The 23,309-nt window shown below is 46.5% G+C and carries 20 protein-coding genes; 2 read left to right on the forward strand and 18 right to left on the reverse strand.

All coding sequences use genetic code 11. The features are described 5' to 3' along the window. The first annotated feature begins 27 nt into the window (after nucleotides 1-27). Nucleotides 28-1,215 (forward strand): immunoglobulin-like domain-containing protein, encoded by a 1,188-nt coding sequence (locus DWX84_RS06730; RefSeq protein ID WP_122377455.1) that lies wholly within the window; start codon nucleotides 28-30, stop codon nucleotides 1,213-1,215. 325 nt (nucleotides 1,216-1,540) lie between these two features. Next, nucleotides 1,541-2,467 (forward strand): magnesium transporter CorA family protein, encoded by a 927-nt coding sequence (locus DWX84_RS06735; protein ID WP_005862977.1) that lies wholly within the window; start codon nucleotides 1,541-1,543, stop codon nucleotides 2,465-2,467. 93 nt (nucleotides 2,468-2,560) lie between these two features. Here DWX84_RS06735 and DWX84_RS06740 read toward each other — a convergent pair whose 3' ends face one another. From DWX84_RS06740 to DWX84_RS06830, 18 genes are all read right to left on the reverse strand, one after another. Then, a complete protein-coding gene (locus DWX84_RS06740) occupies nucleotides 2,561-4,804 on the reverse strand; it encodes a GH92 family glycosyl hydrolase (RefSeq protein WP_005862979.1) in 2,244 nt (747 codons plus the stop codon). A 40-nt stretch (nucleotides 4,805-4,844) separates the two neighbouring features. Then, a complete protein-coding gene (locus DWX84_RS06745) occupies nucleotides 4,845-7,022 on the reverse strand; it encodes a family 20 glycosylhydrolase (RefSeq protein WP_121960852.1) in 2,178 nt (725 codons plus the stop codon). Nucleotides 7,023-7,149: 127 nt separating this feature from the next. Beyond that, nucleotides 7,150-7,395, reverse strand: a complete 246-nt coding sequence (locus DWX84_RS06750; protein ID WP_005862983.1) for an RNA-binding protein — start codon at nucleotides 7,393-7,395, stop codon at nucleotides 7,150-7,152. Nucleotides 7,396-7,998: 603 nt separating this feature from the next. Beyond that, on the reverse strand, nucleotides 7,999-8,343 hold the full coding sequence (rplT, locus tag DWX84_RS06760) for a 50S ribosomal protein L20 (RefSeq protein ID WP_005857682.1): 345 nt from the start codon (nucleotides 8,341-8,343) through the stop codon (nucleotides 7,999-8,001). Nucleotides 8,344-8,449: 106 nt separating this feature from the next. After that, nucleotides 8,450-8,647 carry a 50S ribosomal protein L35 gene (rpmI, locus tag DWX84_RS06765; RefSeq protein WP_005857684.1) on the reverse strand — a complete coding sequence of 66 codons (198 nt, stop codon included), beginning with the start codon at nucleotides 8,645-8,647 and terminating at the stop codon, nucleotides 8,450-8,452. Nucleotides 8,648-8,702: 55 nt separating this feature from the next. Further along, complete coding sequence (gene infC / locus DWX84_RS06770; RefSeq protein ID WP_008779711.1) at nucleotides 8,703-9,329, reverse strand: translation initiation factor IF-3; 627 nt, start codon at nucleotides 9,327-9,329, stop codon at nucleotides 8,703-8,705. A gap of 33 nt (nucleotides 9,330-9,362) precedes the next feature. Next, a complete protein-coding gene (gene thrS, locus DWX84_RS06775) occupies nucleotides 9,363-11,318 on the reverse strand; it encodes a threonine--tRNA ligase (protein WP_005857688.1) in 1,956 nt (651 codons plus the stop codon). Between the two features lie 90 nt (nucleotides 11,319-11,408). Then, nucleotides 11,409-13,532 carry a tetratricopeptide repeat protein gene (locus DWX84_RS06780; protein ID WP_048928229.1) on the reverse strand — a complete coding sequence of 708 codons (2,124 nt, stop codon included), beginning with the start codon at nucleotides 13,530-13,532 and terminating at the stop codon, nucleotides 11,409-11,411. A 41-nt stretch (nucleotides 13,533-13,573) separates the two neighbouring features. Continuing rightward, nucleotides 13,574-13,906, reverse strand: a complete 333-nt coding sequence (locus tag DWX84_RS06785) for an acetyl-CoA carboxylase biotin carboxyl carrier protein subunit (protein ID WP_005857691.1) — start codon at nucleotides 13,904-13,906, stop codon at nucleotides 13,574-13,576. 12 nt (nucleotides 13,907-13,918) lie between these two features. Further along, nucleotides 13,919-15,466 (reverse strand): acyl-CoA carboxylase subunit beta, encoded by a 1,548-nt coding sequence (locus DWX84_RS06790; protein ID WP_005857693.1) that lies wholly within the window; start codon nucleotides 15,464-15,466, stop codon nucleotides 13,919-13,921. Between the two features lie 20 nt (nucleotides 15,467-15,486). Next, the gene (def, locus tag DWX84_RS06795; protein WP_005857695.1) at nucleotides 15,487-16,044 is read right to left on the reverse strand and encodes a peptide deformylase; all 558 of its coding nucleotides are present in this window, start codon (nucleotides 16,042-16,044) and stop codon (nucleotides 15,487-15,489) included. A gap of 3 nt (nucleotides 16,045-16,047) precedes the next feature. Beyond that, nucleotides 16,048-16,470, reverse strand: a complete 423-nt coding sequence (gene ruvX, locus DWX84_RS06800) for a Holliday junction resolvase RuvX (RefSeq protein ID WP_008772415.1) — start codon at nucleotides 16,468-16,470, stop codon at nucleotides 16,048-16,050. Nucleotides 16,471-16,539: 69 nt separating this feature from the next. Next, nucleotides 16,540-17,937, reverse strand: coding sequence for an undecaprenyl-phosphate glucose phosphotransferase (locus DWX84_RS06805; RefSeq protein WP_048928228.1), 1,398 nt, complete (start codon nucleotides 17,935-17,937; stop codon nucleotides 16,540-16,542). A gap of 97 nt (nucleotides 17,938-18,034) precedes the next feature. Next, nucleotides 18,035-19,180: an OmpA family protein gene (locus DWX84_RS06810; RefSeq protein ID WP_005857701.1), complete on the reverse strand. Its 1,146-nt coding sequence runs from the start codon at nucleotides 19,178-19,180 to the stop codon at nucleotides 18,035-18,037. 107 nt (nucleotides 19,181-19,287) lie between these two features. After that, on the reverse strand, nucleotides 19,288-20,439 hold the full coding sequence (gene gmd, locus DWX84_RS06815; RefSeq protein WP_048928227.1) for a GDP-mannose 4,6-dehydratase: 1,152 nt from the start codon (nucleotides 20,437-20,439) through the stop codon (nucleotides 19,288-19,290). Nucleotides 20,440-20,464: 25 nt separating this feature from the next. Next, nucleotides 20,465-21,541, reverse strand: coding sequence for a GDP-L-fucose synthase (locus DWX84_RS06820; RefSeq protein WP_008772417.1), 1,077 nt, complete (start codon nucleotides 21,539-21,541; stop codon nucleotides 20,465-20,467). Between the two features lie 25 nt (nucleotides 21,542-21,566). After that, entirely contained in the window at nucleotides 21,567-22,442 is an 876-nt protein-coding gene (gene rfbA, locus DWX84_RS06825) for a glucose-1-phosphate thymidylyltransferase RfbA (RefSeq protein WP_008772418.1), read from the reverse strand. An 88-nt stretch (nucleotides 22,443-22,530) separates the two neighbouring features. After that, the gene (locus tag DWX84_RS06830) at nucleotides 22,531-23,055 is read right to left on the reverse strand and encodes a nucleoside 2-deoxyribosyltransferase domain-containing protein (RefSeq protein ID WP_036615697.1); all 525 of its coding nucleotides are present in this window, start codon (nucleotides 23,053-23,055) and stop codon (nucleotides 22,531-22,533) included. Between the last annotated feature and the right edge of the window lie 254 nt (nucleotides 23,056-23,309).

Genomic DNA, 23,309 nt, shown 5'->3' on the forward strand with positions numbered 1-23,309 from the left:
TATTTAGGAATTAAAACCTGTCGAATCATGAAAGCGTATTTTATCGGATTAGTTATCATGGGAGGTTGCCTATTATACGGCTGCCATACCAAACAAAAGAAAGGGGAAAACAGTAGCGACTACTCAGCCGACTCCCAATCCATAGCACGGCAAGATTCCCTACCGTTACCGACTGATACCCATGCCGCATCTTCAGTTTCCACGGAAGGATGGACCGCCAAGCAGATACGGGACAGCATAGAATTGTTCTTCGGCAAGGAATACGATACCCTTCCCCCGCATCTCCGGAAGATCCGCAGAAACATGGCCTCCCTCTGGAACACGGACGACTCCGTCTTCCTACAGCTTATCATAGCGGAAGCTCCGTATGTAAAAGCATTTAAGACGTACGTATTCGACTCGCCCCTCATCCGGATCGGCGGAGGCCCTTACGACCGGTCGCCCGAGGAATCTCTTTGCGAGGACACCACCCACTTCTCCATGCGAGTAAGTCCGAATGTCTACCCAACCAACATCGAACGGATCGAGATCGCCATCACCAACCATACCGACCTAGAAGGGATGGGAGGCGAAAGTTATTTCATCGAGCATTTCGACGGGAAGGCATGGAAAGGGGTCCCGCAACCCAACTTTTTTGTTGATATCGGCTATCCGATCTTTCCAAACGAGACAAGAGACGATTTCTCGGCCACCTTGATGCCTGAGCTCAAGGAAAATCCACCGGGATTGTACCGGGTGCATAAGACCGTCATCACCGGACAGGGCGCCGGCATCGTCCATTATCCTTTGGCCGCCACGTTCTACCTATCCGATAACCCGGAAGATTATGAGGAATACACACGCTTCGCCAGCCGGCTCCACGAGCCTCGCCCCATGGCCGAGTTCAAGGGAGGAAGAGAAGCCATGACCCGTTTCTTCGAACAGAACCTGCGTTATCCCGAATCTTATAAAGGTACGGGCACGAAGGTACGACTCTTCTACTCCTTCACGATCGATTCCTTAGGAATGTTACAGAATCCCGTAAGCCTACCCGAGAATATACTGTATCCTCGTGATACGGGGAAAACCTATGATGAGTTCCGCGATGAAGCCTTACGGGTACTCCGGTTGATGCCCGCATGGGAACCCGCCGTAAGCCGTATCCATGGTCCGGTCAGCATAGATACCGGGCTCTTCTTCTACTTCAACGAAGAGGGGAAATGCGGGATTGAATAGATGGCCAGTACTGCCTAAGAAGTATTGGAGTACTTCTTAGGCAGTACTCGGGTACTTCCATGAAAGTACTCCAGTACTATTACCAGAAGTATCGCAATACTCTCAGAGAAGTAAGCCTATGCTAACGTAAACTGGCAACAATATTGCTGTCAGCATACAGCGACATAACTTTACTTACGTAAAAAAGTATTATCTTTGTACCCGTAAAAAGTAATTTTCAAATTATGGACGACAGTATCCCGCTAGAAACAGAACAGAGTATGAACTAACGAGGCGGAGGGTTTCATTGATCCTCTGCTCGGATTAAACACGAAAGGAGGCAATAATGAGACAATTTCTTTATTGTGAGGCCGGTTATGTGGAGAAGAACCAATGGCTTCCTAACAGTTGGGTAAACGTAGAGTGCCCGACTCCCGAAGATCTTCAATTCTTGATGGATCGATTTAACGTACCCGAATCATTCTTGAGCGATATAGCCGATACGGACGAGCGTCCCCGTATCGAGTACGAGGGGAATTGGTTGCTTACCATCTTACGTATCCCGTTGCAGAACCAAGATCATGACATCCCGTTCAATACGGTGCCGATCGGTATCATCACGAACAATGAGATCATCGTAAGCGTATGTTACCATAAGACGGACTTGATCCCCGATTTCATCCGCTATACCCAACGGAAGGAACTCCAGATTAAAAACAAGTATGAGTTGATCCTCCGGCTGATCCACTCATCGGCCGTATGGTTCCTTAAATACCTGAAACAAATCAATTACGCCGTCACCGAGGCGGAAAAGGCGTTGGAGAAAAGCATCCGCAACGAGGATCTGCTAGCGTTGATGAAGCTGGAGAAGAGCATGGTATTCTTCAACACCTCCATCCGCGGGAATGAGGTGATGCTGGCCAAGCTCCAGAATATTTTCCAAGAGCCGGAATATATCGACAAGGATTTGGTGGAGGACGTGGAGATCGAGTTGAAACAGGCCCATAACACGGTAAATATCTATAGCGATATTCTTACGGGTACGATGGACGCTTTCGCCTCTATCATCTCCAACAACGTGAACACGATCATGAAACGTATGACATCACTTTCCATTATCTTAATGGTTCCGACATTAATCGCTAGCTTCTACGGGATGAACGTCCCGATCTACATGGAGGATATGCCGCATGGTTTCGTGGTTATCATCTTGCTCTCGATCTTGCTATCCGCTACGGCCTTTTTTATATTCAGGAAGATCAAATGGTTTTAGGATATCAAAAAATAAACCGGACGCAGATCACCCGTGCTTGTCGGTGTCATCTGCGTCCGGTAAATATCAAATTCGGTATATCTTTATCTTGGCTTACTTATGCGTATCCTCGAGGATATAACGCAAGGTTCCGGCATTTACCAAGTCCTCTTGCGAGATGGTGTAGCCCTTTAGCTTTTTATCGCCGGCGAAAACGTCCTTGATGTAGATCGCTTCCGGATTACTATGCTTAGACTCGATTACCAATTCGCCTTTAGGATAGAATTTCTTGTCGAGCTGGATCGTAACCTTATCGAAAGTCGGGGAAGTCAATACATAGTTCACGTCGCCCGGACAAGCCGGATAGAAGCCCATCATGGAGAAAATAGCCCAAGCGGACATAGTGCCTGTATCCTCGTTACCCGGGACACCGTTCGGGGCGTTATGATAGCAATCCTTCAACAACTGACGGACCAACTTCTGAGTACGCCAAGCCTCTCCCTTGAAATAACTAAACAAATAAGGATAAGCGATATCCGGCTCGTTGGCGGGATCATAATTGCCGTCATCGAATACCTTCTGCAAATGATCGACAAATTTCTTATCGCCTCCCATCAATTTGGCCAGTCCCTTGATATCGTGAGGAACATAAAACGTATAATTCCATGCGTTGCCTTCATGGAAACCGGGACTAGGCTCGAAGTTCTCGCCTTGTTTCGGATCGAACGGAGAGTAGAAAGTGCCGTCCGGCAAGATAGGACGCAGCGTTCCGAACTCCTTGCTATAATAATGTTTGTAACCTAAAGAACGGTCACGGAATAACTTGGCATCCTCTTTCTTACCCAAGGCTTGAGCGAAATTAGCCAAGTTCCAGTCGGCGATATAATATTCCAGCGCATGAGATACGGAGTTATCGTATTGCTCACGCAAAGGAACATAGCCCTTGCTGAAATAATCGTTCGCGTCCGGACGAAGCAGGTTGAACTCTCCCGGGGTAGTAGCGCCTTTACGCATCGCCTCATAAGCGGTTTGCTCATCAAAGTCACGCAAGCCGCGCATCCATGCGTCTACGATATACGGGATCGAGGGATCGCCCTCCATCGTAAAGGTCTCACGTCCGTAAAGCTCCCATTTCGGTAACCAACCGTTTTCCCGGTACATATCCAGCATCGTACGGATAATATCTAATTGACGCTCCGGATAGAGCAAGGTCATCAGGGTACTTACGTTGCGGTACGTATCCCACAGGGAGAAGACCGTATAACGGTTTCCGGTGGTATGGCCTACTTTCAGGCTCTCCATCATCGGGTACTCGCCGTTCACGTCTTGCAGGATATTCGGATGGATCAGCAAATGATACATACCGGTATAGAATATCGTTTTCTCGTCTTTCGTACCTCCTTCCACTTGTACCTTGGAAAGATCCTTGTTCCACATCGTGCTAGCCGCCGTACGGACCTTGTCGAAATCGAAGCCGGGCTGCTCCGTATTCATGTTCAGGCGGGCGTTCTCGATGCTCACGTACGAGATACCCATCTTCACCTCGATAGCCTCGCCCTCGTCCGTATCATAATCGAACCATACGCCGATGTCGTCTCCGCTCATCTCACGGGTATAACTGGTATATAACTTATACTTGCCGGAGTAGATATCCCATTCGGCCTCTACCCCCTTCATCTCACGTTGTTTCTTCCAATAACCCATCTTCTTCGGGGCCTTGTTTACCTTCATCACGAAGTAAACCGGGAATACGGCCTGTGGATTATAGCAGAACGTACCTAAAAGCTTACTCCCCTCGATCTCCGTATCATTCACGATACGTACCGTAGCGCCGGTCTCGTTCGTCAAGCCCTCGCCTAGGTTCAAGAGGATATGGCTCTCCCCTTTCGGAAAGGTAAAACGGCTCAAGCCCGTACGCATGCTGGCAGTAGCCTCCGCCTTGATATTATACTTGGTCAAGGTATTGCTATAATAACCGGGATGAGCCACCTCGTCCTTGTACTCACTGCCGTAAGCCTTATAGTCCACGTTCAACTCGCCCGTCGTCGGCATCAATAGCAAACCTCCCAGCTCCGGGCATCCCACGCCGCTCAAGCTGCCGTGGGCGAATCCCGTAAAGAATTTATTGTCTGCCGAGTAAGGAGTAGACCACCATTGACTATCCTTGTCAAAACGGTTCTTCTCCGACCCCATGACGTTGAAAGGAACCACGCTCATCATACCCTGCGGACAAACCGCACCGGGATTCGTCGTACCGTAATTGCTCGTACCGATGAAGGGGTTCACATAATCTACCGGTTGCTGCGCCGTAGCGAACAGACTGCCACACAACAGGAAGGTCATTAACTGTTTCTTCATTTGATAAATGTATTTTAGTTGATAATTAATTGATTCATACTTACCAGATCACGATCTCATCCGTGAAGATGAAACCCTTATTTGCCTCTTTTGCCTTGATACGGATATAACGGGCTTTCCAATCGCCGTTAAACGTATATTCCTGAAAAGACAGGTCTTTATCCGTATTGGATATCGTAGTAGGGATAACTCCCTGCGAGATATAGCTCTCCCCGTCTTCCGATGTCAGCAACTCCACCTCTCCCGGTTGGTACACGCCCGGGCCGATCAATTGCATAAAGCGGGACGATACCTTATGGATATCCGTCACCTCGCCCATGTCCACCACGCAATCCAAGTCATTCAAATAACCCTGCCAACGGCCGTCCAGATAAGTCAAGCCTCCCCTATAGCCGTCCAGCAAGGCGTTCATGCCACCCGCCATATAACCGCTATACAGCTTACTATTATAATGTATAGGCTTATTGATACCCCGGTGATAATCCACCTTCTTCTCGGTAGGCGTTCCTTGAAGCTGCCCGTCACGGAAAATAGCGGCCTTGATATCAGCGGAGTCTTTCACCACGATCGGGCCGTTATAGACCCGGGAAGAGGCGGCGGGAATAGAGCCGTCTGTCGTGTAACGTATCTCCGCCGGATATTTCTCCGCATCCAACATGACCTTGATCTCTCGCCGCAAGGTATCTACCTCCATCGTGGTCTCGATCTCGTCCGAGAGCGTGAACGTATTGATACCCATCCGTTGCAGAACCGGGATATTCGCGTTCATACGAGGCTTAAAATCCTCCCAACTACGATCCTCTTGCGGAGTCCATCCGATCTCGGCGACCGCCAAGGCACGAGGGAACATCATATACTCCAAATGTTTCTCATCCTTGATATACTCCGTCCATGTATTCGCCTGCACCCCTAGGATATGCTTACTTTCCTCGGCAGTCAACGAATCCACAGGCACTGGATTATAACTGTACGCCCGCTTGATCGGCGTATAACCGCCGATGGCATACGGCTGTGTCTTCGGATCGGCTTGATAGAAATCGAAATACATATAACCACCCGGTGTCATGACCACGTCGTGTCCCATGCGGGCGGACTTGATTCCCCCTTCCTCGCCCCGCCAAGACATGACGGTAGCCTCCGGAGCCAAGCCCCCTTCCAGAATCTCATCCCAACCGATCAATTTGCGGCCTTTGGAAATCAGGAATTCCTCGGCACGATGAATCATATAGCTCTGCAACTCATCCACGTCCTTCATCCCGTTCCGGCGCATCAAGCCTTGACATTTCGGGCAGGTCTTCCAAGCTCCCTTCCCGGCCTCGTCTCCCCCGATATGGATATATTCGGAAGGGAACAACTCGATCACCTCGGACAATACATCCTCCATGAACGTAAACGATTTCTCGTTGCCGATGCAGAAATCACCCGTCGTATAAGGTTTGCCGGCACAACTCAACTCCGGGTACGCCACGAACACCTCGTCCGAATGCCCCGGGAATTCGATTTCCGGTATTATATTAATATGCCGAGCCGTAGCGTAATCCACGATCTCACGGATATCTTCTTTCGTAAAATAACCGCCATATGCCCCCGGAGTTCCTTCCGGCAGATACTTGCGATCCTTTCCATCCCACCATTTCTGCCAATCGGATTCCGTACGGAAAGCCACGTCCGTAGTCAGTTTCGGGTATTTATCCATCTGGATACGCCAACCACCGGCATCCGTCAAATGCATATGAAGCGTATTCAATTTATAATAAGACATGACGTTCAATAACTTCATCACCTCCTCTTTCGGGAAGAAATGACGAGAGACATCCAGATGCAAGCCACGATACGGGAAACGGGGATTATCTTGGATCGATACGCAAGGAATCCCTTTCGACGTATACAGCTGGCGCAACGTTTGTTCCCCGTAAAACAATCCGGATTTAGAGGCGGCTCTCAACTCGATCCCCTTCTTGGTCACATTCAACGCATATCCCTCCGGATTTCCGCCATTGAAAGACTCATCGACCACGTAACGGATCGTACCCGATTGATCATTCCCGAATACGAGATTACTATCTACTTTGAAATAACCGCCAGTCACCTCGATATGGGCCGGCTTAGGGATTAAATTCACCTGCGGAACCTCCTTGGGAGCACAGGAAAAAAGTAGCGAGGAACAAGCGAGAGCAAGTCCGGTTACTTTCATGTAAGACCGTTTTGGCAACGTCATAATACTTATTTTTTAGTTGTGTTATTCTTGGTGCGTAAATATACGACAATAATGGACAATATCAAAAAAGCGGAAAGACTATCGTCTCCCCGCTTCAGAGTTATTTTAAGATGTATATCTTCTAAAATTAACGTCTAGGAATTGCTTCTTTTACAACCATCTGACGACCTTCGTACTCAGCTTGGTTTAATTCCTCGATAGCTTTTTGAGCCTCGTCTACGTTAGGCATTTCAGCGAAAGCAAAACCCTTAGAACGTCTAGTATCACGATCAACAATTAACTTTACTGAATCAACAACACCATACTCTTCTAATACTTGTTGCAAATCAGACTCTCTTACTCGATAACTCAAGTTTCCAATGTAAATATTCATACAAAAAAATTAAAAATAAATTAATAATAAAACAAGTGATGTTAGTGAAGATCGATTTCTAGAAGAATATATTATCATTACTGAGAATAGAAACTCGAAGATAAAGAGCAAGACAAACTATCTTTTGTTTGTTGGTACAAAGGAAAGCATTCTTTTTGGATTACCAACTATAAAACCTAATTTATTTTCAAAATAATTCACTTTATCCTCAGAAGACTACTTATATGAGCTAACGAGACTACCTGCGTGAACCGCATAAAAAAGAAGAGAATCTAATTAAAGATCCTCTTCCCTATTTGAAAAAGCCGCACTGTAGATGTGAACAAACTCCGTATGACAGGATTTGAGTGCTTTGCCACCTTTGTAATCCGCCGTGCTAAGCATACCCCGAAGGGCGCGGCCCGCCATTGGCGACAAGAGCTATGTCTCGGAATTAAAATAAACTGATGAGTTTCCCAATCGAACAAGTGCGGCTTAACTCATTCCCTGTTTATCTTTTTCTTGTTACAAAGATATGTAATCGTATCGACATAACCAAACAAAAACAACAAAAAAAGAGCCTCCTTTTCGGGGAGGCTCTTTATTAACTATATAGCAAAAATCTTATTTTACTTTAGCTACGATAGCCTTGAATGCTTCCGGATGGTTAACGGCCAAGTCTGCCAAAACCTTACGGTTGATCTCGATACCGGCAGCGTGCAAAGCACCCATTAGGCGAGAGTAAGACAAACCTTCCATACGAGCGGCAGCGTTGATACGCTGAATCCACAAAGCACGGAAATTACGTTTCTTGTTACGACGGTCGCGGAAAGCATAAGTCAAACCTTTTTCCCATGTATTCTTCGCTACGGTCCAAACGTTCTTACGTGCACCATAATAACCACGGGTTAGTTTTAAAATCCGTTTTCTTTTTGCTCTTGAAGCAACATGATTTACTGATCTAGGCATAATTCTAATCTGTTTTGAATGTTAGCGTCATCTCTTAGGATGAACTTGATTGCTAAATGCATTCGGTTAATAAAAATCGTTATAAAACTCGCTTAATGAATAAAGATTACTTCATGCAAAGCATCTGCTTTACGTTGCTTACGTCAACACTAGCTACCAAACCCGTGTGAGTAAGATTTCTCTTTTGCTTCTTAGTCTTCTTTGTTAAGATATGACTCTTAAAAGCGTGTTTTCTTTTGATCTTTCCTGATCCGGTAAGGGCGAACCTCTTTTTGGCACCGGAATTAGTCTTCATCTTAGGCATTTTCCAATTATATTTTAATTATTAAACTTAACCTCCCTTCTATCAGGGACGGATTTTATTCTTCTGTTTTCTTATCACCCTCGCTTTTAGGCTTAGGTGTCGTGATCACTTTCTTTACAACTTTCGGAGCTGCGGCCGCAGCCGGGGCTGAACCAGTGCCCGCTTTCTTCGGAGTAAGCATGATAATCATACGTTTTCCCTCCAATACCGGCAACTGCTCTACTTTTCCATAATCCTCCAAATCGTTGGCAAAACGAAGCAGCAGGACTTCTCCCTGTTCCTTGAAAAGGATAGAACGGCCTTTAAAGAACACGTAGGCTTTGACCTTCGAACCTTCCTCCAAAAATCCCTTAGCGTGCTTCAATTTAAAATTGTAATCATGATCATCTGTCTGAGGCCCGAAACGAATCTCCTTCACGACCACTTTCACAGATTTCGCTTTTTGCTCTTTCTGACGCTTTTTTTGCTGATAGAGGAATTTCTGGTAGTCGATTACTCTACAAACGGGGGGCGCAGCATTTGGTGAAATCTCGACTAGATCCATCCCCTGCTCTTCCGCTATTTTCAGCGCTTGAGCGATCGGATAAACACCCGTCTCAATATTGTCACCTACTAAACGAACTTCACGAACACGAATACGTTCGTTGATTCTATACTGTTCTTTCAGATTGTCATTCTTCATTCAAAAAGATTTATTCTCCTCGTTATTAGTTATTTAATCATTACTTTTTTGCCAGCGATTCATCATTTCCTCTACCTCGCCATTCAAAAGCGCTGCAAAGGTAGCAATTTTCATCGAACCTTTATCACCTTCGCCCTGTTTTCTTACAGAAACTTCACCATTTTCTGCTTCTTTTTCTCCAACGATGAGCATATAAGGGATTCTTTTCAATTCATTGTCACGAATTTTACGACCGATCTTCTCATTTCGGTCATCTACGATAGCACGGATTTCCTGATTACCCAACTCACGCGCGATTTGCCAAGCGTAATCATTAAACTTCTCGCTGATCGGCATGATACATACCTGCTCCGGAGTCAACCACAACGGGAACTTTCCGGCGGTGTGCTCGATCAATACGGCAACGAACCGTTCCATGGAACCGAACGGCGCACGGTGAATCATAACCGGACGGTGCTTCTGGTTGTCGGCACCCGTATATTCCAATTGGAAACGTTCCGGTAAGTTATAGTCTACCTGAATCGTACCTAACTGCCAACGGCGGCCGATAGCGTCTTTCACCATGAAGTCGAGTTTCGGACCGTAGAAAGCGGCCTCTCCATATTCGATCTTAGCTTTCAAGCCTTTTTCCTCACAAGCCTCTACAATCGCTTGCTCAGCCTTCTCCCAATTCTCGTCGCTACCGATATATTTCTCACGGTTCACCTTGTCACGCAAGGAGATCTGAGCCTCGAAGTTCTCGAAATTCATCGTCTTGAATACGATCGAGATGATGTCCATTACGTTCAAGAATTCCTGCTTTACCTGATCGGGGCGGCAGAAAATATGAGCATCATCCTGCGTAAAGCTACGTACACGGGTCAATCCGTGCAACTCTCCGCTCTGCTCATACCGGCAAACCGTACCGAACTCAGCGAGACGCAACGGCAGGTCCTTATACGAACGAGGAGAGTTTTTATAGATCATACAGTGATGAGGACAGTTCATCGGTTTCAAGAAGTATTCCTCACCCTCCTCAGGTGTATGGATCGGTTGGAAAGAATCCTTTCCGTATTTAGCGTAGTGGCCGGAGGTAATATACAATAATTTATTACCGATCGGCGGACACATTACCTCTTGATAATTATAACGAGCTTGGATACGACGCAAGAACTCTTGCAGACGCAAACGCAAGGCGGTACCTTTCGGCAACCACATCGGTAAGCCCTTACCTACCGTATCGGAGAACATGAACAAGTCCATCTCCTTACCGATCTTACGGTGGTCACGTTTCTTGGCCTCCTCCAACAATGTCAGATACTCATCCAACATCTTCTTTTTCGGGAAAGTGATACCATACAAACGAACCAATTGCTTGCGTTTCTCATCGCCACGCCAATAAGCGCCGGCTACGCTCAATATCTTGACAGCTTTCAGATAAGAGGTATTCGGTAAGTGCGGTCCTCTACACAAGTCCGTAAAAGAACCCTGCGTATAGGTAGTGATCGTACCGTCTTCCAACTCACTGATAAGCTCTGTTTTATACTCTTCACCTCTATCGCCGAACATCTTCATGGCATCCGCCTTGGTAATGTCCTGACGTTTGATCTCTTCTTTCTTGGCTACCAGCTCAAGCATCTTAGCCTCGATAGCAGCGAAATCACCCTCTTTGATCACGGCCTCACCCGGATCCACGTCATAATAGAAACCGTTCTCGATCGCCGGACCGATACCGAATTTAATACCCGGATATAATTCCTGCAAAGCCTCTGCCATAAGGTGAGCGCTGGAATGCCAGAACGCATGTTTACCTTCCTCGTCTTCCCACTTCAAAAGTTTCACCGTAGCGTCGTCGTTGATAGGACGGCTTAAGTCCCAAACCTCCCCATTCACGCTTGCGGCTAGGACTTCCTGTGCCAAACGAGAACTAATGCTTTCCGCTATCTGCATAGCAGTCGTTCCCTTTGCATATTCTCTTACGGAATTGTCCGGAAATGTAATCTTTATCATATTCTATTCTCTAAAATTCTTTATATTCAGCCCACAAAGTTAATATTTCTTTTCTATCAGCGAAACATTTAACTCGAATAATTTGCGTTATCACCGGCTTGTCATTCGCTTGATGATATTATAGGCGTTGTAGATACCCAATTCCCCTGCCTTGCTCAAGTCGGCGATGCCCCGGTTCACGTCACCTTGCGACAGACGGGCTAACCCACGGTTGTAGTAAGCCTCGGCAAATTCAGGGTCCCGCTCGATCGCCTCGTTGTAATCAACGATAGCGGCACGGAAATCACGCTGGGCGCAACGCAGATTCGCACGGTTAAAGTAAGCGTACACAAAACCCGGGTTCAGCTTGATCACCATATCGTAATCCCTCATGATCTGCTCATGCTCATAGGCTCGCTTATTATCCTTCAGCATAGCGCTCCGGAGGTCCACCGAGGTGTTGGCGTTTACCTGCGACTGTGCGGACTTACCAATATTCAAGTTCATTCCCGAGCCACTCAAGTCGTACGTATCCTTGCTAGCCTGCTGGGATTGGGTGTACATCAATTGCTTATAACGTTCCACGGCACGATTGAAATAAGCCATCGTGAACGACGGGTCTCGCTCGATCGCTTCCGAGAAATTCTTGATCGCCTCCGAGAAATCCTGCACCAACATGAAGTCCATCGCACGGCCAAAATAAGCGTTAGCGTTGTTCGGATCACGCTCGATCTCCGCCGAATACTCGTCGATGGAGGCGAAATGCACGGCGATTTGGTCCTCAGTCAAAGCGGCCTCCTCGTTCGTGATACGCAATTTACGCTTCAAGACCATCTGGCCATTGTAATCCTCCACCATCTTGTCGTAATAAACAAGTTTCTTTACGGGATCCGCCTTCTCGTAATAGGTCAAGACAAACTGGGGTTCCAGATCCACATGGACATTCCGGTCTTGTACACGCCCACGGACCTCACTTTGGTATTTACTTTTACGCTCCTGCTCCTTATCGTATACCACCAAGCGGTTGAACTTATTGATATTCTTATCGGATTGCTCACGAGTATTCTCCTCCGAATCGTCCGTCTTGGCATCTCCGTTCACCGCTGTATTGGAGCCAGAAGACGATGTCTTCGGGAGCTGTCCGTTCTTGGCCTGCTCCTCCATCTTTATGGCTGCCCAATAATCACGGTCTGCCCCCACGTTATCACCTAGCTTACGCTTTGCTTCCGAACGGCTCACAAAGCCTGGCAGGAAAGTAGGATATTGCTTCAAGACCACGTCGTAATCCTGCACGGCCCCCCGGTAGTCGCCCGTCTCGAAACGGAGCAACGCACGGTTGTAATAAGCCATATAGTTATCTGGCTCTTGCTGGATAACGACATCGAAGTCCTCGATAGCCCGGTTATTATCCCCGACTTGGAACCGAAGCAACCCCCGGTTAAACCGTGCGATCAAGTTCCGGCTATCCATGCTGATCACCTGATCGTAATCGGCCATCGCACCTCTCAAGTCATTCATCTGATAACGAACTAGCCCCCGGTTAATATAATATCCGCTCTCACGGGTATCCAGACGTAGAGCCTCGTTCAAATCGGCCAGAGCGTCCTTATAATCATCCATTTGATAATGAAGGATCGCACGATTGCCATACGCCGGCGCATAATAAGGATCCATCTCGATCGCCTTATTATAATCGGCCAAGGCTTTCAACGTATCCCCTTTCTCCAGATACATAGCGCCCCGTGTCATATAATTCATGGAATATTTCGGATGGGCGGTCATTAAATCATCGAATGTCTTCTCCGCCCCGTTGTAGTCTTTTTTCTGGATAAAAGCCACCGCCATATTCACCAGCATCTGGCGGTCCTCGGGTTTGAACTCAAGTCCTTTCTGGTAATCGTCGATCGCCTCGTCGTATTTCTCCTGACTTTGACGGGCGATGCCGCGAGCGTAATACGCTTGCGTTAAAAAAGGGTTCCGCTGAAGACATAAAGTACAGTCTTCCTCGGCCCCCTTAAAATCGTCCAGATTTATCTTCGCCACCGCACGGTAAAAATAGGGTTCCGCCAACCAAGGTTTGGATTTGATAACTTGATTGAAGTACTGAATGGAAAGAACATAATCCTCAAAATAAAGGGCGTTCCTGCCAATGGCCAATACACGGTCCGTATTAATCTGCGCAAAAAGCGAAATCGTAAATATCTGTAATATCAAAAAGAGTGTTGCCTTCTTCATCCTATTAAAAATGATTGAGAGGCAAAAATAAGTAAATTATCTTACTTAGACTCTATTTTTACCATTAAATGATTCTTCGTTATCTTATCGCCCTCTTTTACATTGAGCTCGACAACGACTCCCGATATGGGAGCGACCACCCGGTTCTGCATTTTCATCGCCTCATGGATTAGCAGAAGTTGCCCAGCCTCCACAGCCTGTCCTTCTTCTACCATAATCTTGATAATCGTTCCGGGAAGATGAGAAACCACGTCACCAGCCGACGGCTTATGCCACATCGGTCGGCTCTTATACTTCGCTGTCAGCAACGTCTTATATTTACGTGCCGTCACCACAAAGTCTACATATTCTTCTTGCTGGTGTTTCTTTTCCATACTCTCATCAATTTAGAACGGAGGCAAACCGTGCTTCTTGGCCGGTCTGTATTCCTCTTTTAGAATGGAAAGCTTCAGTGCGTGTAGCAATAATGAACGGGTTTCTTTCGGTTCGATCACAGAGTCGATAAATCCCTTGGAAGCCGCCACGTACGGGTTCGCGAATTTCTCGATATATTCTTTCACCTTCTCCTGACGCATAGCGTTCTGATCTTCCGCCTCCATGATCTCCTTGCGGAATATGATGTTAGCTGCACCTTCCGGACCCATAACAGCGATCTCCGCGCTCGGCCAAGCGAACATGAAGTCAGCGCCCAAGTGACGGGAGTTCATAGCTATATAACCTCCACCGTACGCCTTGCGCAAGATAACCGTGATCTTAGGAACAGTAGCTTCCGAATACGCATACAGAACCTTAGCCCCATGACGAATCACACCCGCATGCTCTTGATCTACGCCCGGCAGATAACCCGGCATATCCTCCAACGTGATGATAGGAATATTGAATGAGTCGCAGAAACGGATGAAACGAGCGGCCTTGTCAGCGCTATCACAATCAAGCACGCCGGCCAGAACCATCGGTTGATTGGCAACGAAACCTACCGTTTCTCCTGCCATACGGCCAAAACCGATCACAATATTAGCGGCCCACAACTCTTGAATCTCCAAGAAGTCCGAGTCATCGACGATACATCTGATAACGTCTCGCACATCATACGGCTGTTTCGGGTCCGCCGGAACTACTTGCTCGATATTCAGCATAGCGGACGGCTCTTTCGGCTCAACCACTTTCGCACGCTCCTGATTATTCCAAGGGATGAAGCTAACCAAACGTTTCACCTGATCGAAACATTCTTGCTCGCTCAAGGCATAGAAATGAGCGTTACCTGTAGTCTCTGCATGAACACGTGCGCCACCAAGGTCTTCCATTGAGATATCCTCACCCAGCACGGTCTTGATAACGTTCGGTCCCGTGATAAACATCTTAGAGATGTTCTCAACCACAAACACGAAGTCCGTCAACGCCGGAGAATAAACGGCACCACCGGCACAAGGACCGAGGATCAAGGAAATCTGAGGGATCACGCCCGAGGCGATCGTATTGCGATAGAATATTTCACCATAACCAGCCAAAGCACCAACACCTTCTTGGATACGCGCGCCACCCGAGTCATTGATTCCGATGATCGGGCATTTCATCTTCAACGCATGATCCATGATCTTGGTGATCTTACGAGCATGCTGCAAACCTAACGAACCACCGGCAACCGTAAAGTCCTGCGCATAGATGCAAACCGGGGCACCAAAGATCGTACCCGTACCGGTAACCACACCATCACCCGGCAGAACCTTCTTCTCCATACCGAAATCACGGCCATCGTGTTTCACGAACATGTCATACTCATGGAAAGAGTTCTTATCCAACAAAGCCAAGATACGCTCCCGGGCAGTAAGCTTACCCATCGCCACCTGCTTTTCGATAGCAGCCTCACCACCGCCCATCTCGATAACGGCTTTCTTTTCCCTGAGGGCCTCAATGTTTTTACTTAAATCTGTCATATTGATTATTTATAGATTTATTATTTACCAACGGCTTTTGCCCGGTAAGAGCAACGAACCGTCCCTTTAATAATACTATTTAATTTGCCTTTGTTCAATTGACGGCGAATAGCGGAGACATTGTCGATAAAGACATGCCCCGTCAGATGCTCGCACTCATGCTGCACAATACGGGCGGCGAAACCTTCCACCACTTCCTCGTGCTCCTCCCAATTCTCATCCCAATATCTCACACGAACCGTTTTCGAGCGAGACACTTTCTCGTGTATACCCGGCAGGCTCAAGCAGCCTTCCTCCATAGCTATTTCCTCCTCGCTACGTTCCAAGAACTCGGGATTAATCAACGCACGCTTGAAACCCTTGCATTCAGGGAAGTCATCTCCCATCACATCACCGTCTATAACCACCAAACGGATAGACAAGCCCACCTGAGGAGCGGCAAGTCCTACCCCATCGGCATTATACATCGTTTCAAACATATTGGCAACCAACTGTTTCAAGTCGGGATAATCTTTAGGTACATCCTCAGCCTCTTTTCTTAGTACGGGCTGACCATATAAAAATACGGGTAAAATCATAAGTTATAACTGATATTTTTTACTTTCTAAATAAGCTTGCAAAATAATAACGGCGCTAATCTCATCGACCAATCCTTTATCTTGCCGTTTCTTTTTCTTTAAACCGCCTTCCAACATGGCCTTATGAGCTAAGACCGACGTGAACCGCTCGTCGTAATAAGTTACCGGGATACTTGGTATCGTCCTTTTCAGATGGGTCACGAACGCCTCCACATACTTCATGTTCTCAGAAGGCTCATTGTTCATTTGCTTCGGAAGCCCGACCACAAATAAATCCACCGGTTCCCGCGATATGTAATCCGACAGGTATTTCACAACCTCTCCACTTGGGACTGTCGCCACGCCGTTAGCGATCATTTGTAAAATATCCGTAGCGGCTATCCCCGTACGTTTCCGGCCGTAATCTATTGCAATTATTCTTCCCATCGAGCGCGAATATAGCATAAATATAAATACAGATTACACAAATCCGCAAAAAGTGTGCAACAAATCGGATTAATACGCATTCTTCTCTCCCTTGAACATATTCAGTACCGTAACCACAATAATCTTTAAATCAAGGAAAAACGTCCAATTCTCTATATACCACACATCTCTCTTCACACGTCCTTCCATCTGCTCCAGCGTCTTGGTCTCACCCCGGTAACCGGTGACTTGCGCCCACCCCGTTACTCCCGGTTTCACCAAATGCCGCACCATATACTTATCGATCAACGCCGAGTACTGCTCGGTATGCTTCAACATATGCGGACGAGGGCCTACCACGGACATATCGCCCAGCAAGACGTTCACGAACTGAGGGAACTCATCCAGATTCGTCCGGCGCAAGAAATCGCCGATCCGGGTCTTCCGAGGATCGTTCTTAACGGCCTGCAAGGTATCAGCCTGCGCATTCACCTTCATCGTACGAAATTTGAAACATTCGAAGTCATGCCCATACAATCCCGTACGTTTCTGCTTAAACAAGATCGGGCCGGGTGAGCTTAACTTGATCATTATACCGACCACGATGTACAGGATCGGATAAATCGTGAGCAAAATCACCAAAGAGAAAAATATATCGAACGTCCGTTTCAAGAACCGGTTATAGGCGGATTGCAAAGGCTCCCGGCGGACCGTCAGCAATGGGATCGATTCCATCACCTCCATCACCATACTCTTCTTTACATCCCGGTAAAACTCGGGCACGATATAGAAACGCACCATCTTCTTCTCGGCGAAATTCAGAAGCCGTACGATCTTTCCGTTGTTCGTACCCGGCAAGGTACAATAAATCTCATCGATATCATGCTCCAGCACATACGCTTCCACCTCACTCGTCTTACCCAAGTAATTAGGTAAAACGTCTTTCAACGAGTCATTGTCATCAAAGAATCCCTTTACACTAAACCCATAGCTCAAATCATCTTTCATGACTTGGTAAAGCTCCATACCATTCTTTCCGGCCCCCACAATCACCACCTTCTTAAAGTTATAGCCTTTTCGCCTGTACAACTTTAAAGATAGGCGCACCAAAACCCGCCAAAGCGAAAACAAGATGATAGAAACCCCGTAATAGACCAAGAGGAAGGTAGCCAGAATATCCCCTACATTCAAGAAGATCAAGCAAGTAGCGAATAAAAAGATAAGTACGGTAACCAATCCGAACGCCCGTTGCACAATCTTGTCGATAAACACGACCGCCTGATGCAATTGAATCGGGATAAAATATAAAGAGAAGAAATAACAGAAGTTCAATAACAGAATAACCTCTCTCAAATTATAGGATATCGCTTCCGTGTATTTCGGGCCAAGCAGATGAAAAACGGCCATAAACAAGAGATTCAATACGATCAAATCTCCTACACCAATCAGCCATTGGATTAAATAACCATGTTTTTTGTTCAATATCATAGCAATTCGATAAATTCTCACAAAAGTAAGTATTTTTCGGCGCAAAAAAAAAGGCCGCACTTAGAAGTACGGCCTTTTTAAAGTATTAATTCGTAAATTAATTATTAGCGCTCATAATTACTACACGGTTCCAGCTATTTTCGCCATAAGGTTGTTCGTCCGAACCTCTCCACTCGATAGTGATCTGGCTAGAAGAGATACCGTATTTATCGATAAGTTCCTTAGCGACCGCTCTAGCACGTTTCTCAGAAAGACCCATGTTATAATCAGAAGTACCCGTCTTCTTATCAGCGTAACCAACTACCTTGATCGGAGCGTTGTTGTTCTTCATGAACTCAGCTGTGTTATAGATATTGATCTGCTGGTTCTTGTCGATCTTAGCGCTGTTGATGCGGAAGTAAACCACATTGTCAACGTAGTTATTTACAACTTCAGTAACTGTCTCTTGGCACTCAGGGCAAGAAACCGGACGTTTGCTCAACTCATCGTTAGCAGCACGCAAAGAGTTGATCTGGCCGTTCAAGTCGTTCAACAAAGCGTAATCCATCGGCTCCAATACCTCGAAGTCTGTCTTACCCAATTTGAATGTCAAACCAGCGCTCAACTGAACGATACCATCTGTCAGGTGATTCATCTCGACACGGTTAAACTGCTCGTTCAACAAAGAACCTTGGATCTCAACGTTCAAATCAACACGTTTGCTCAAACGGAAAGCGGTTAAGATACCAGCGTTCAACGTAGGAGACTCCGTTCTTGGACGATCATAAGACTCTGTAGTCTTGAAACGCTGCGCATAACCAAAACCGACCCAAGGAATCAAGCGGAACACTTTAGATTCTCTGTAAGGAGCCCAGAAGTTAGTAACATCCCACAACAAATCTACGTGAGCGGCTACATATTTATTATGTTGCATAAACTGTGCGCCATCACCTTCAAAACCGTGGATAATACCACCATTTAACTGGGTACGGAATCCTAAATACGGATTAAACCACTTACCAAAAGATACTTGTGGAGCGAAGTTTAAACGATTCTTGAAATCAGCCTCTCCATTTTGGTCTCCTAACAATACGCTGGCTCCACCCGCAATTGAAATAAACCAATTGTCGCGAGCTTTATTCTTCTTGAAATTAGTCTTATAACCAGCCTCATTGCTGAACCCCACCTGCGGTTGATATTCCTGTGCTGCCACAGAGAATACAAAACCTGATAACAAAGCTAAAAGTAAAACCTTAGTCTTCATATTTTCAACATTTTAATTAAACAATCAATTACCTAATATCTTAAAATTGACACAAAATTAACTCTTTTTGTAATTACAACAAATAAAATCTTCAAATTGTTTCGAACTCACTCGAAATAGTTCAAAATTTTATAGCCCCCCTCTTTCAGATAAGACTCCTTCTTCATTAGTTTTATATCGTTCTTCATCATATCCTCAATTAAAGCCGCTAATGAATACTCCGGTTCCCACCCTAAACGAGTACGTGCCTTCGTAGCGTCACCGATCAGCAACTCTACTTCCGTAGGGCGGAAATACTGCGGATCTACTCCTACAACTTCCTCACCCACACGTTTCTTAAAGTTTTCCAGGTAGGCATCACCAACCTTCTTGACGAACAACTCCTCGTCTATCGACTCTAAGATAGCAACCTCGTCTATCCCTTCTCCTTTAAAGCGGATTCCCACGCCAATTTCCTCAAAAGCCATACGGATAAAGTCCCGAATCGTTGTAGTAATCCCGGTAGCTATGACATAGTCCGAGGGTTCATCTTGTTGCAAAATAGCGTACATGGCACGCACGTAATCTTTTGCGTGTCCCCAATCCCGTTTGGAGGAAAGATTACCCATATAAACCTTTTTTTGCATACCCAAAACGATACGTGAAACCGCCCGGGTTACCTTACGGGTCACGAATGTCTCTCCCCTTAATGGAGACTCGTGATTAAACAAGATGCCATTGGAAGCGTGCATATGATAGGCCTCCCTGTAATTCACCGTAATCCAGTAACCGTATAGTTTCGCTACCGCATAAGGGCTTCTCGGATAGAAAGGAGTAGTCTCCCTCTGCGGCACCTCTTGCACCAAGCCATACAACTCAGATGTAGATGCCTGATAAATACGTGTCTTCGGGATCAAGTTCAGCAAGCGGACCGCCTCTAGGATACGCAATACGCCCAAACCATCCGCATTCGCCGTATATTCGGGAGTGTCGAAACTTACTTTTACATGGCTCATGGCGGCCAGATTATAGATCTCGTCCGGTTGAACCTCGCCAATGATACGTGTAAGATTCAAACTATCCGTTAAATCGCCATAATGCAGAATCAAATTACGGTTTTCCACATGCGGGTCTTGATACAAATGATCGATACGATCCGTATTGAACATGGAAGAACGACGCTTGATACCATGTACCGTATATCCTTTCTTAATCAAGAACTCAGTAAGATAAGCCCCATCCTGTCCCGTAATACCCGTTATTAACGCTACTTTGCCCATTTCTCTAATTTTCAATTTTCAATTCTCATTTTTCAATTCCCAAGTACCATTCATAGAGTCGCTTCACGCCCTCCTCGATCTCGATCGTATGGCGCCAACCCAAGGCATGCAACTTGCTTACATCTGTCAGCTTACGAAGCGTACCGTCCGGCTTGGACGAGTTAAACCTCAACTCGCCCTCGAACCCGATCTCTCGCCGGATCAGTTCGGCGACCTCACGGATCGAAAGCTCGATACCCGTACCTATATTAATATGTGTATTCCGGACCTCGCCCTCCTTCTGGCGGACATCCTCGAAATCCACGTGTTCCATGATATAAACAGAAGCATCGGCCATCTCCTCGCTCCATAAAAACTCACGAAGCGGCTTGCCGGTTCCCCACAGCTCCACCTCGCCCGGACGGATACCCTGTTTATCCAATACGGAGAGTATCTCCGGCTCGGAGGCCTTCCCAGACACGCCCTCTACCGGACGAATGTCCATATCCTTACGCAAGGCCTCCCAATCTCCCATATGCAGGCATTTCGCCAGATGGATCTTACGGATCATGGCTGGCAACACATGCGAGGTCTCCAGATTGAAATTATCATTCGGCCCGTAGAGGTTAGTAGGCATCACGGCGATATAGTTCGTACCGTATTGCAGGTTGTAACTCTCGCACATCTTGATACCCGCTATCTTGGCGATCGCATAAGGTTCGTTGGAATATTCCAAGGGAGATGTCAGCAAGCAATCCTCCGGCATCGGCTGCGGAGCCTCACGAGGATAGATGCAGGTGCTTCCCAAGAATAATAATTTCTTTACATTGTTTTTCCAAGAGGCATGAATGACATTATTCTGGATCATCAAATTATTGTAGATAAAATCGGCACGGTACAGACTGTTCGCCATGATACCGCCGACGTGCGCCGCCGACAAGAACACATAGTCCGGCCGTTCAGCGGCAAAAAACTCGTTCACAGCGGCTTGATCCGTCAGATCCAGTTCCGCATGCGTACGAAGCAGGAAGTTCGTATACCCTTTGCTACGCAAATTATTCAGGATGGCGGAGCCTACCAAGCCCCGGTGACCGGCAACAAATATTTTACTGTCTTTTTCCATCGATATCTCGTATTCTGAACTACTTCTACTTATTAATCAACCTCATCAAATACTGGCCGTACTGATTCTTAATCATCGGCAAAGCCACTTGCTCAAGTCGCTTCTCATCAATCCATCCTTGCTTGAAAGCGATCTCCTCCAGACAAGCCACCTTCAGTCCCTGTCTCTTCTCGATCACCTCCACGAAAGTAGATGCCTCAGACAACGAGTCGTGAGTCCCGGTATCCAACCAAGCGAATCCACGTCCCAATAGCTGCACTTTCAACTCTCCATCCTTCAAGAACCACTGGTTCACGGTAGTGATCTCCAGCTCTCCACGGGCGGAAGGCTTGATATTCTTGGCCACGCCCACCACCTTGTTCGGATAGAAATACAATCCTACCACGGCGTAATTCGACTTCGGTTCCTTCGGTTTCTCCTCGATACTGAGGACGTTCCCATCCGCGTCGAACTCGGCCACGCCATAGCGTTCCGGATCGTTTACGTAGTAACCGAACACGGTCGCTTTTTGTTCGTTCTCCGCCTTGTCAACGGCCTCTTTTAACATACGGGTAAAGCTCTGTCCGTAAAAGATATTATCGCCAAGTACCAAGCAAACGGAGTCATCGCCGATAAAGCGCTCTCCAATGATGAAAGCTTGCGCCAATCCGTCCGGCGAAGGCTGCTCGGCATATTCAAAACGAACGCCATAATCGGAGCCATCGCCCAGTAAACGACGAAAGCCCGGCAAATCCTGCGGGGTCGATATAATAAGAATCTCCCGTATCCCCGCCAGCATGAGCACGGATACCGGATAAAAAATCATCGGCTTATCATAAATAGGTAGAAGTTGCTTGGAAACTCCTTTAGTGATCGGATACAAGCGGGTACCCGATCCTCCGGCTAAAACTATACCTTTCATATTCTTTCCATTTTGTTCGACAATATTCGCTTAGGATCGATTCCACACCGTCCCTAAAACTATACAAAGTTAAACAAATAATAATAGATTAGCGCATGGTTTTCAAAAAATCGTCCATATTCTGATACAATGGGACGCCATAGCGCACACAAGTTAAGCGCACATTATCATACCGGTAAAAGCCGGGCTCGCAAATCACCCGCAACTTTCCGGAGCGCATAAACAGCCCCATCTCCAATAAAGTTATCGGGGATTTGCTGCTCGCCAGAATGTTCATGATAATCAGATCGGCTTTCTCCAGATGCTCCAGTTCCCAATTCACTTGATGCTCAAAATCGGACATTTCCCCGCTCAACCCTTTATCCCTACGAGGATTGAACAAGAGATACCGTCCCTCCGGAAGCGCCCGGAACCAGTCACAGGTAGCCTTCTGCCAATCCACACTTTTCCCCATATCGATCGTGCCGGCCAAAAAGATTTTTTGGTATACAGCTTCATCCAAATCCTTATTTTCAGTATCGGGATACAAGACAACGACCTCAGATTGGGCAAACCCTCCCATCGGCACCAAAAACAAATATAATATACACAGTACAATATTTCTCATATTCATGTCTCAAAGCTTACTTTTCAAGCAACAAACTTCGCAAAAAAACATGAATCCAACAAATACATTCACTTTAAATGTGGGCAACAGTCTTGTATATACTAATAGGATATCACGAGAAGTAGTACTTACTTGGACGGTGAAGTATATCTCCTAGGGTACTTGCAGTATATCTTCTCCAAGGAGAGGAGTATATGTAAACACTCGATTCAAGGCAAAACGTATAGTATCTTGACTATGCCTAAATTTACTTCACAGAT

Source organism: Parabacteroides sp. AF21-43 (genome assembly GCF_003635435.1).
GTDB lineage: Bacteria > Bacteroidota > Bacteroidia > Bacteroidales > Tannerellaceae > Parabacteroides > Parabacteroides distasonis.

What these genes read in the sequence shown, in the direction of transcription:
- DWX84_RS06730 (WP_122377455.1), top strand. Translation starts at nt 28, where the DNA reads ATGAAAGCGTATTTTATCGGATTAGTTATCATGGGAGGTTGCCTATTA.
- DWX84_RS06735 (WP_005862977.1), top strand. Translation starts at nt 1,541, where the DNA reads ATGAGACAATTTCTTTATTGTGAGGCCGGTTATGTGGAGAAGAACCAA.
- DWX84_RS06740 (WP_005862979.1), bottom strand. Translation starts at nt 4,804, where the DNA reads ATGAAGAAACAGTTAATGACCTTCCTGTTGTGTGGCAGTCTGTTCGCT.
- DWX84_RS06745 (WP_121960852.1), bottom strand. Translation starts at nt 7,022, where the DNA reads ATGACGTTGCCAAAACGGTCTTACATGAAAGTAACCGGACTTGCTCTC.
- DWX84_RS06750 (WP_005862983.1), bottom strand. Translation starts at nt 7,395, where the DNA reads ATGAATATTTACATTGGAAACTTGAGTTATCGAGTAAGAGAGTCTGAT.
- rplT (WP_005857682.1), bottom strand. Translation starts at nt 8,343, where the DNA reads ATGCCTAGATCAGTAAATCATGTTGCTTCAAGAGCAAAAAGAAAACGG.
- rpmI (WP_005857684.1), bottom strand. Translation starts at nt 8,647, where the DNA reads ATGCCTAAGATGAAGACTAATTCCGGTGCCAAAAAGAGGTTCGCCCTT.
- infC (WP_008779711.1), bottom strand. Translation starts at nt 9,329, where the DNA reads ATGAAGAATGACAATCTGAAAGAACAGTATAGAATCAACGAACGTATT.
- thrS (WP_005857688.1), bottom strand. Translation starts at nt 11,318, where the DNA reads ATGATAAAGATTACATTTCCGGACAATTCCGTAAGAGAATATGCAAAG.
- DWX84_RS06780 (WP_048928229.1), bottom strand. Translation starts at nt 13,532, where the DNA reads ATGAAGAAGGCAACACTCTTTTTGATATTACAGATATTTACGATTTCG.
- DWX84_RS06785 (WP_005857691.1), bottom strand. Translation starts at nt 13,906, where the DNA reads ATGGAAAAGAAACACCAGCAAGAAGAATATGTAGACTTTGTGGTGACG.
- DWX84_RS06790 (WP_005857693.1), bottom strand. Translation starts at nt 15,466, where the DNA reads ATGACAGATTTAAGTAAAAACATTGAGGCCCTCAGGGAAAAGAAAGCC.
- def (WP_005857695.1), bottom strand. Translation starts at nt 16,044, where the DNA reads ATGATTTTACCCGTATTTTTATATGGTCAGCCCGTACTAAGAAAAGAG.
- ruvX (WP_008772415.1), bottom strand. Translation starts at nt 16,470, where the DNA reads ATGGGAAGAATAATTGCAATAGATTACGGCCGGAAACGTACGGGGATA.
- DWX84_RS06805 (WP_048928228.1), bottom strand. Translation starts at nt 17,937, where the DNA reads ATGATATTGAACAAAAAACATGGTTATTTAATCCAATGGCTGATTGGT.
- DWX84_RS06810 (WP_005857701.1), bottom strand. Translation starts at nt 19,180, where the DNA reads ATGAAGACTAAGGTTTTACTTTTAGCTTTGTTATCAGGTTTTGTATTC.
- gmd (WP_048928227.1), bottom strand. Translation starts at nt 20,439, where the DNA reads ATGGGCAAAGTAGCGTTAATAACGGGTATTACGGGACAGGATGGGGCT.
- DWX84_RS06820 (WP_008772417.1), bottom strand. Translation starts at nt 21,541, where the DNA reads ATGGAAAAAGACAGTAAAATATTTGTTGCCGGTCACCGGGGCTTGGTA.
- rfbA (WP_008772418.1), bottom strand. Translation starts at nt 22,442, where the DNA reads ATGAAAGGTATAGTTTTAGCCGGAGGATCGGGTACCCGCTTGTATCCG.
- DWX84_RS06830 (WP_036615697.1), bottom strand. Translation starts at nt 23,055, where the DNA reads ATGAATATGAGAAATATTGTACTGTGTATATTATATTTGTTTTTGGTG.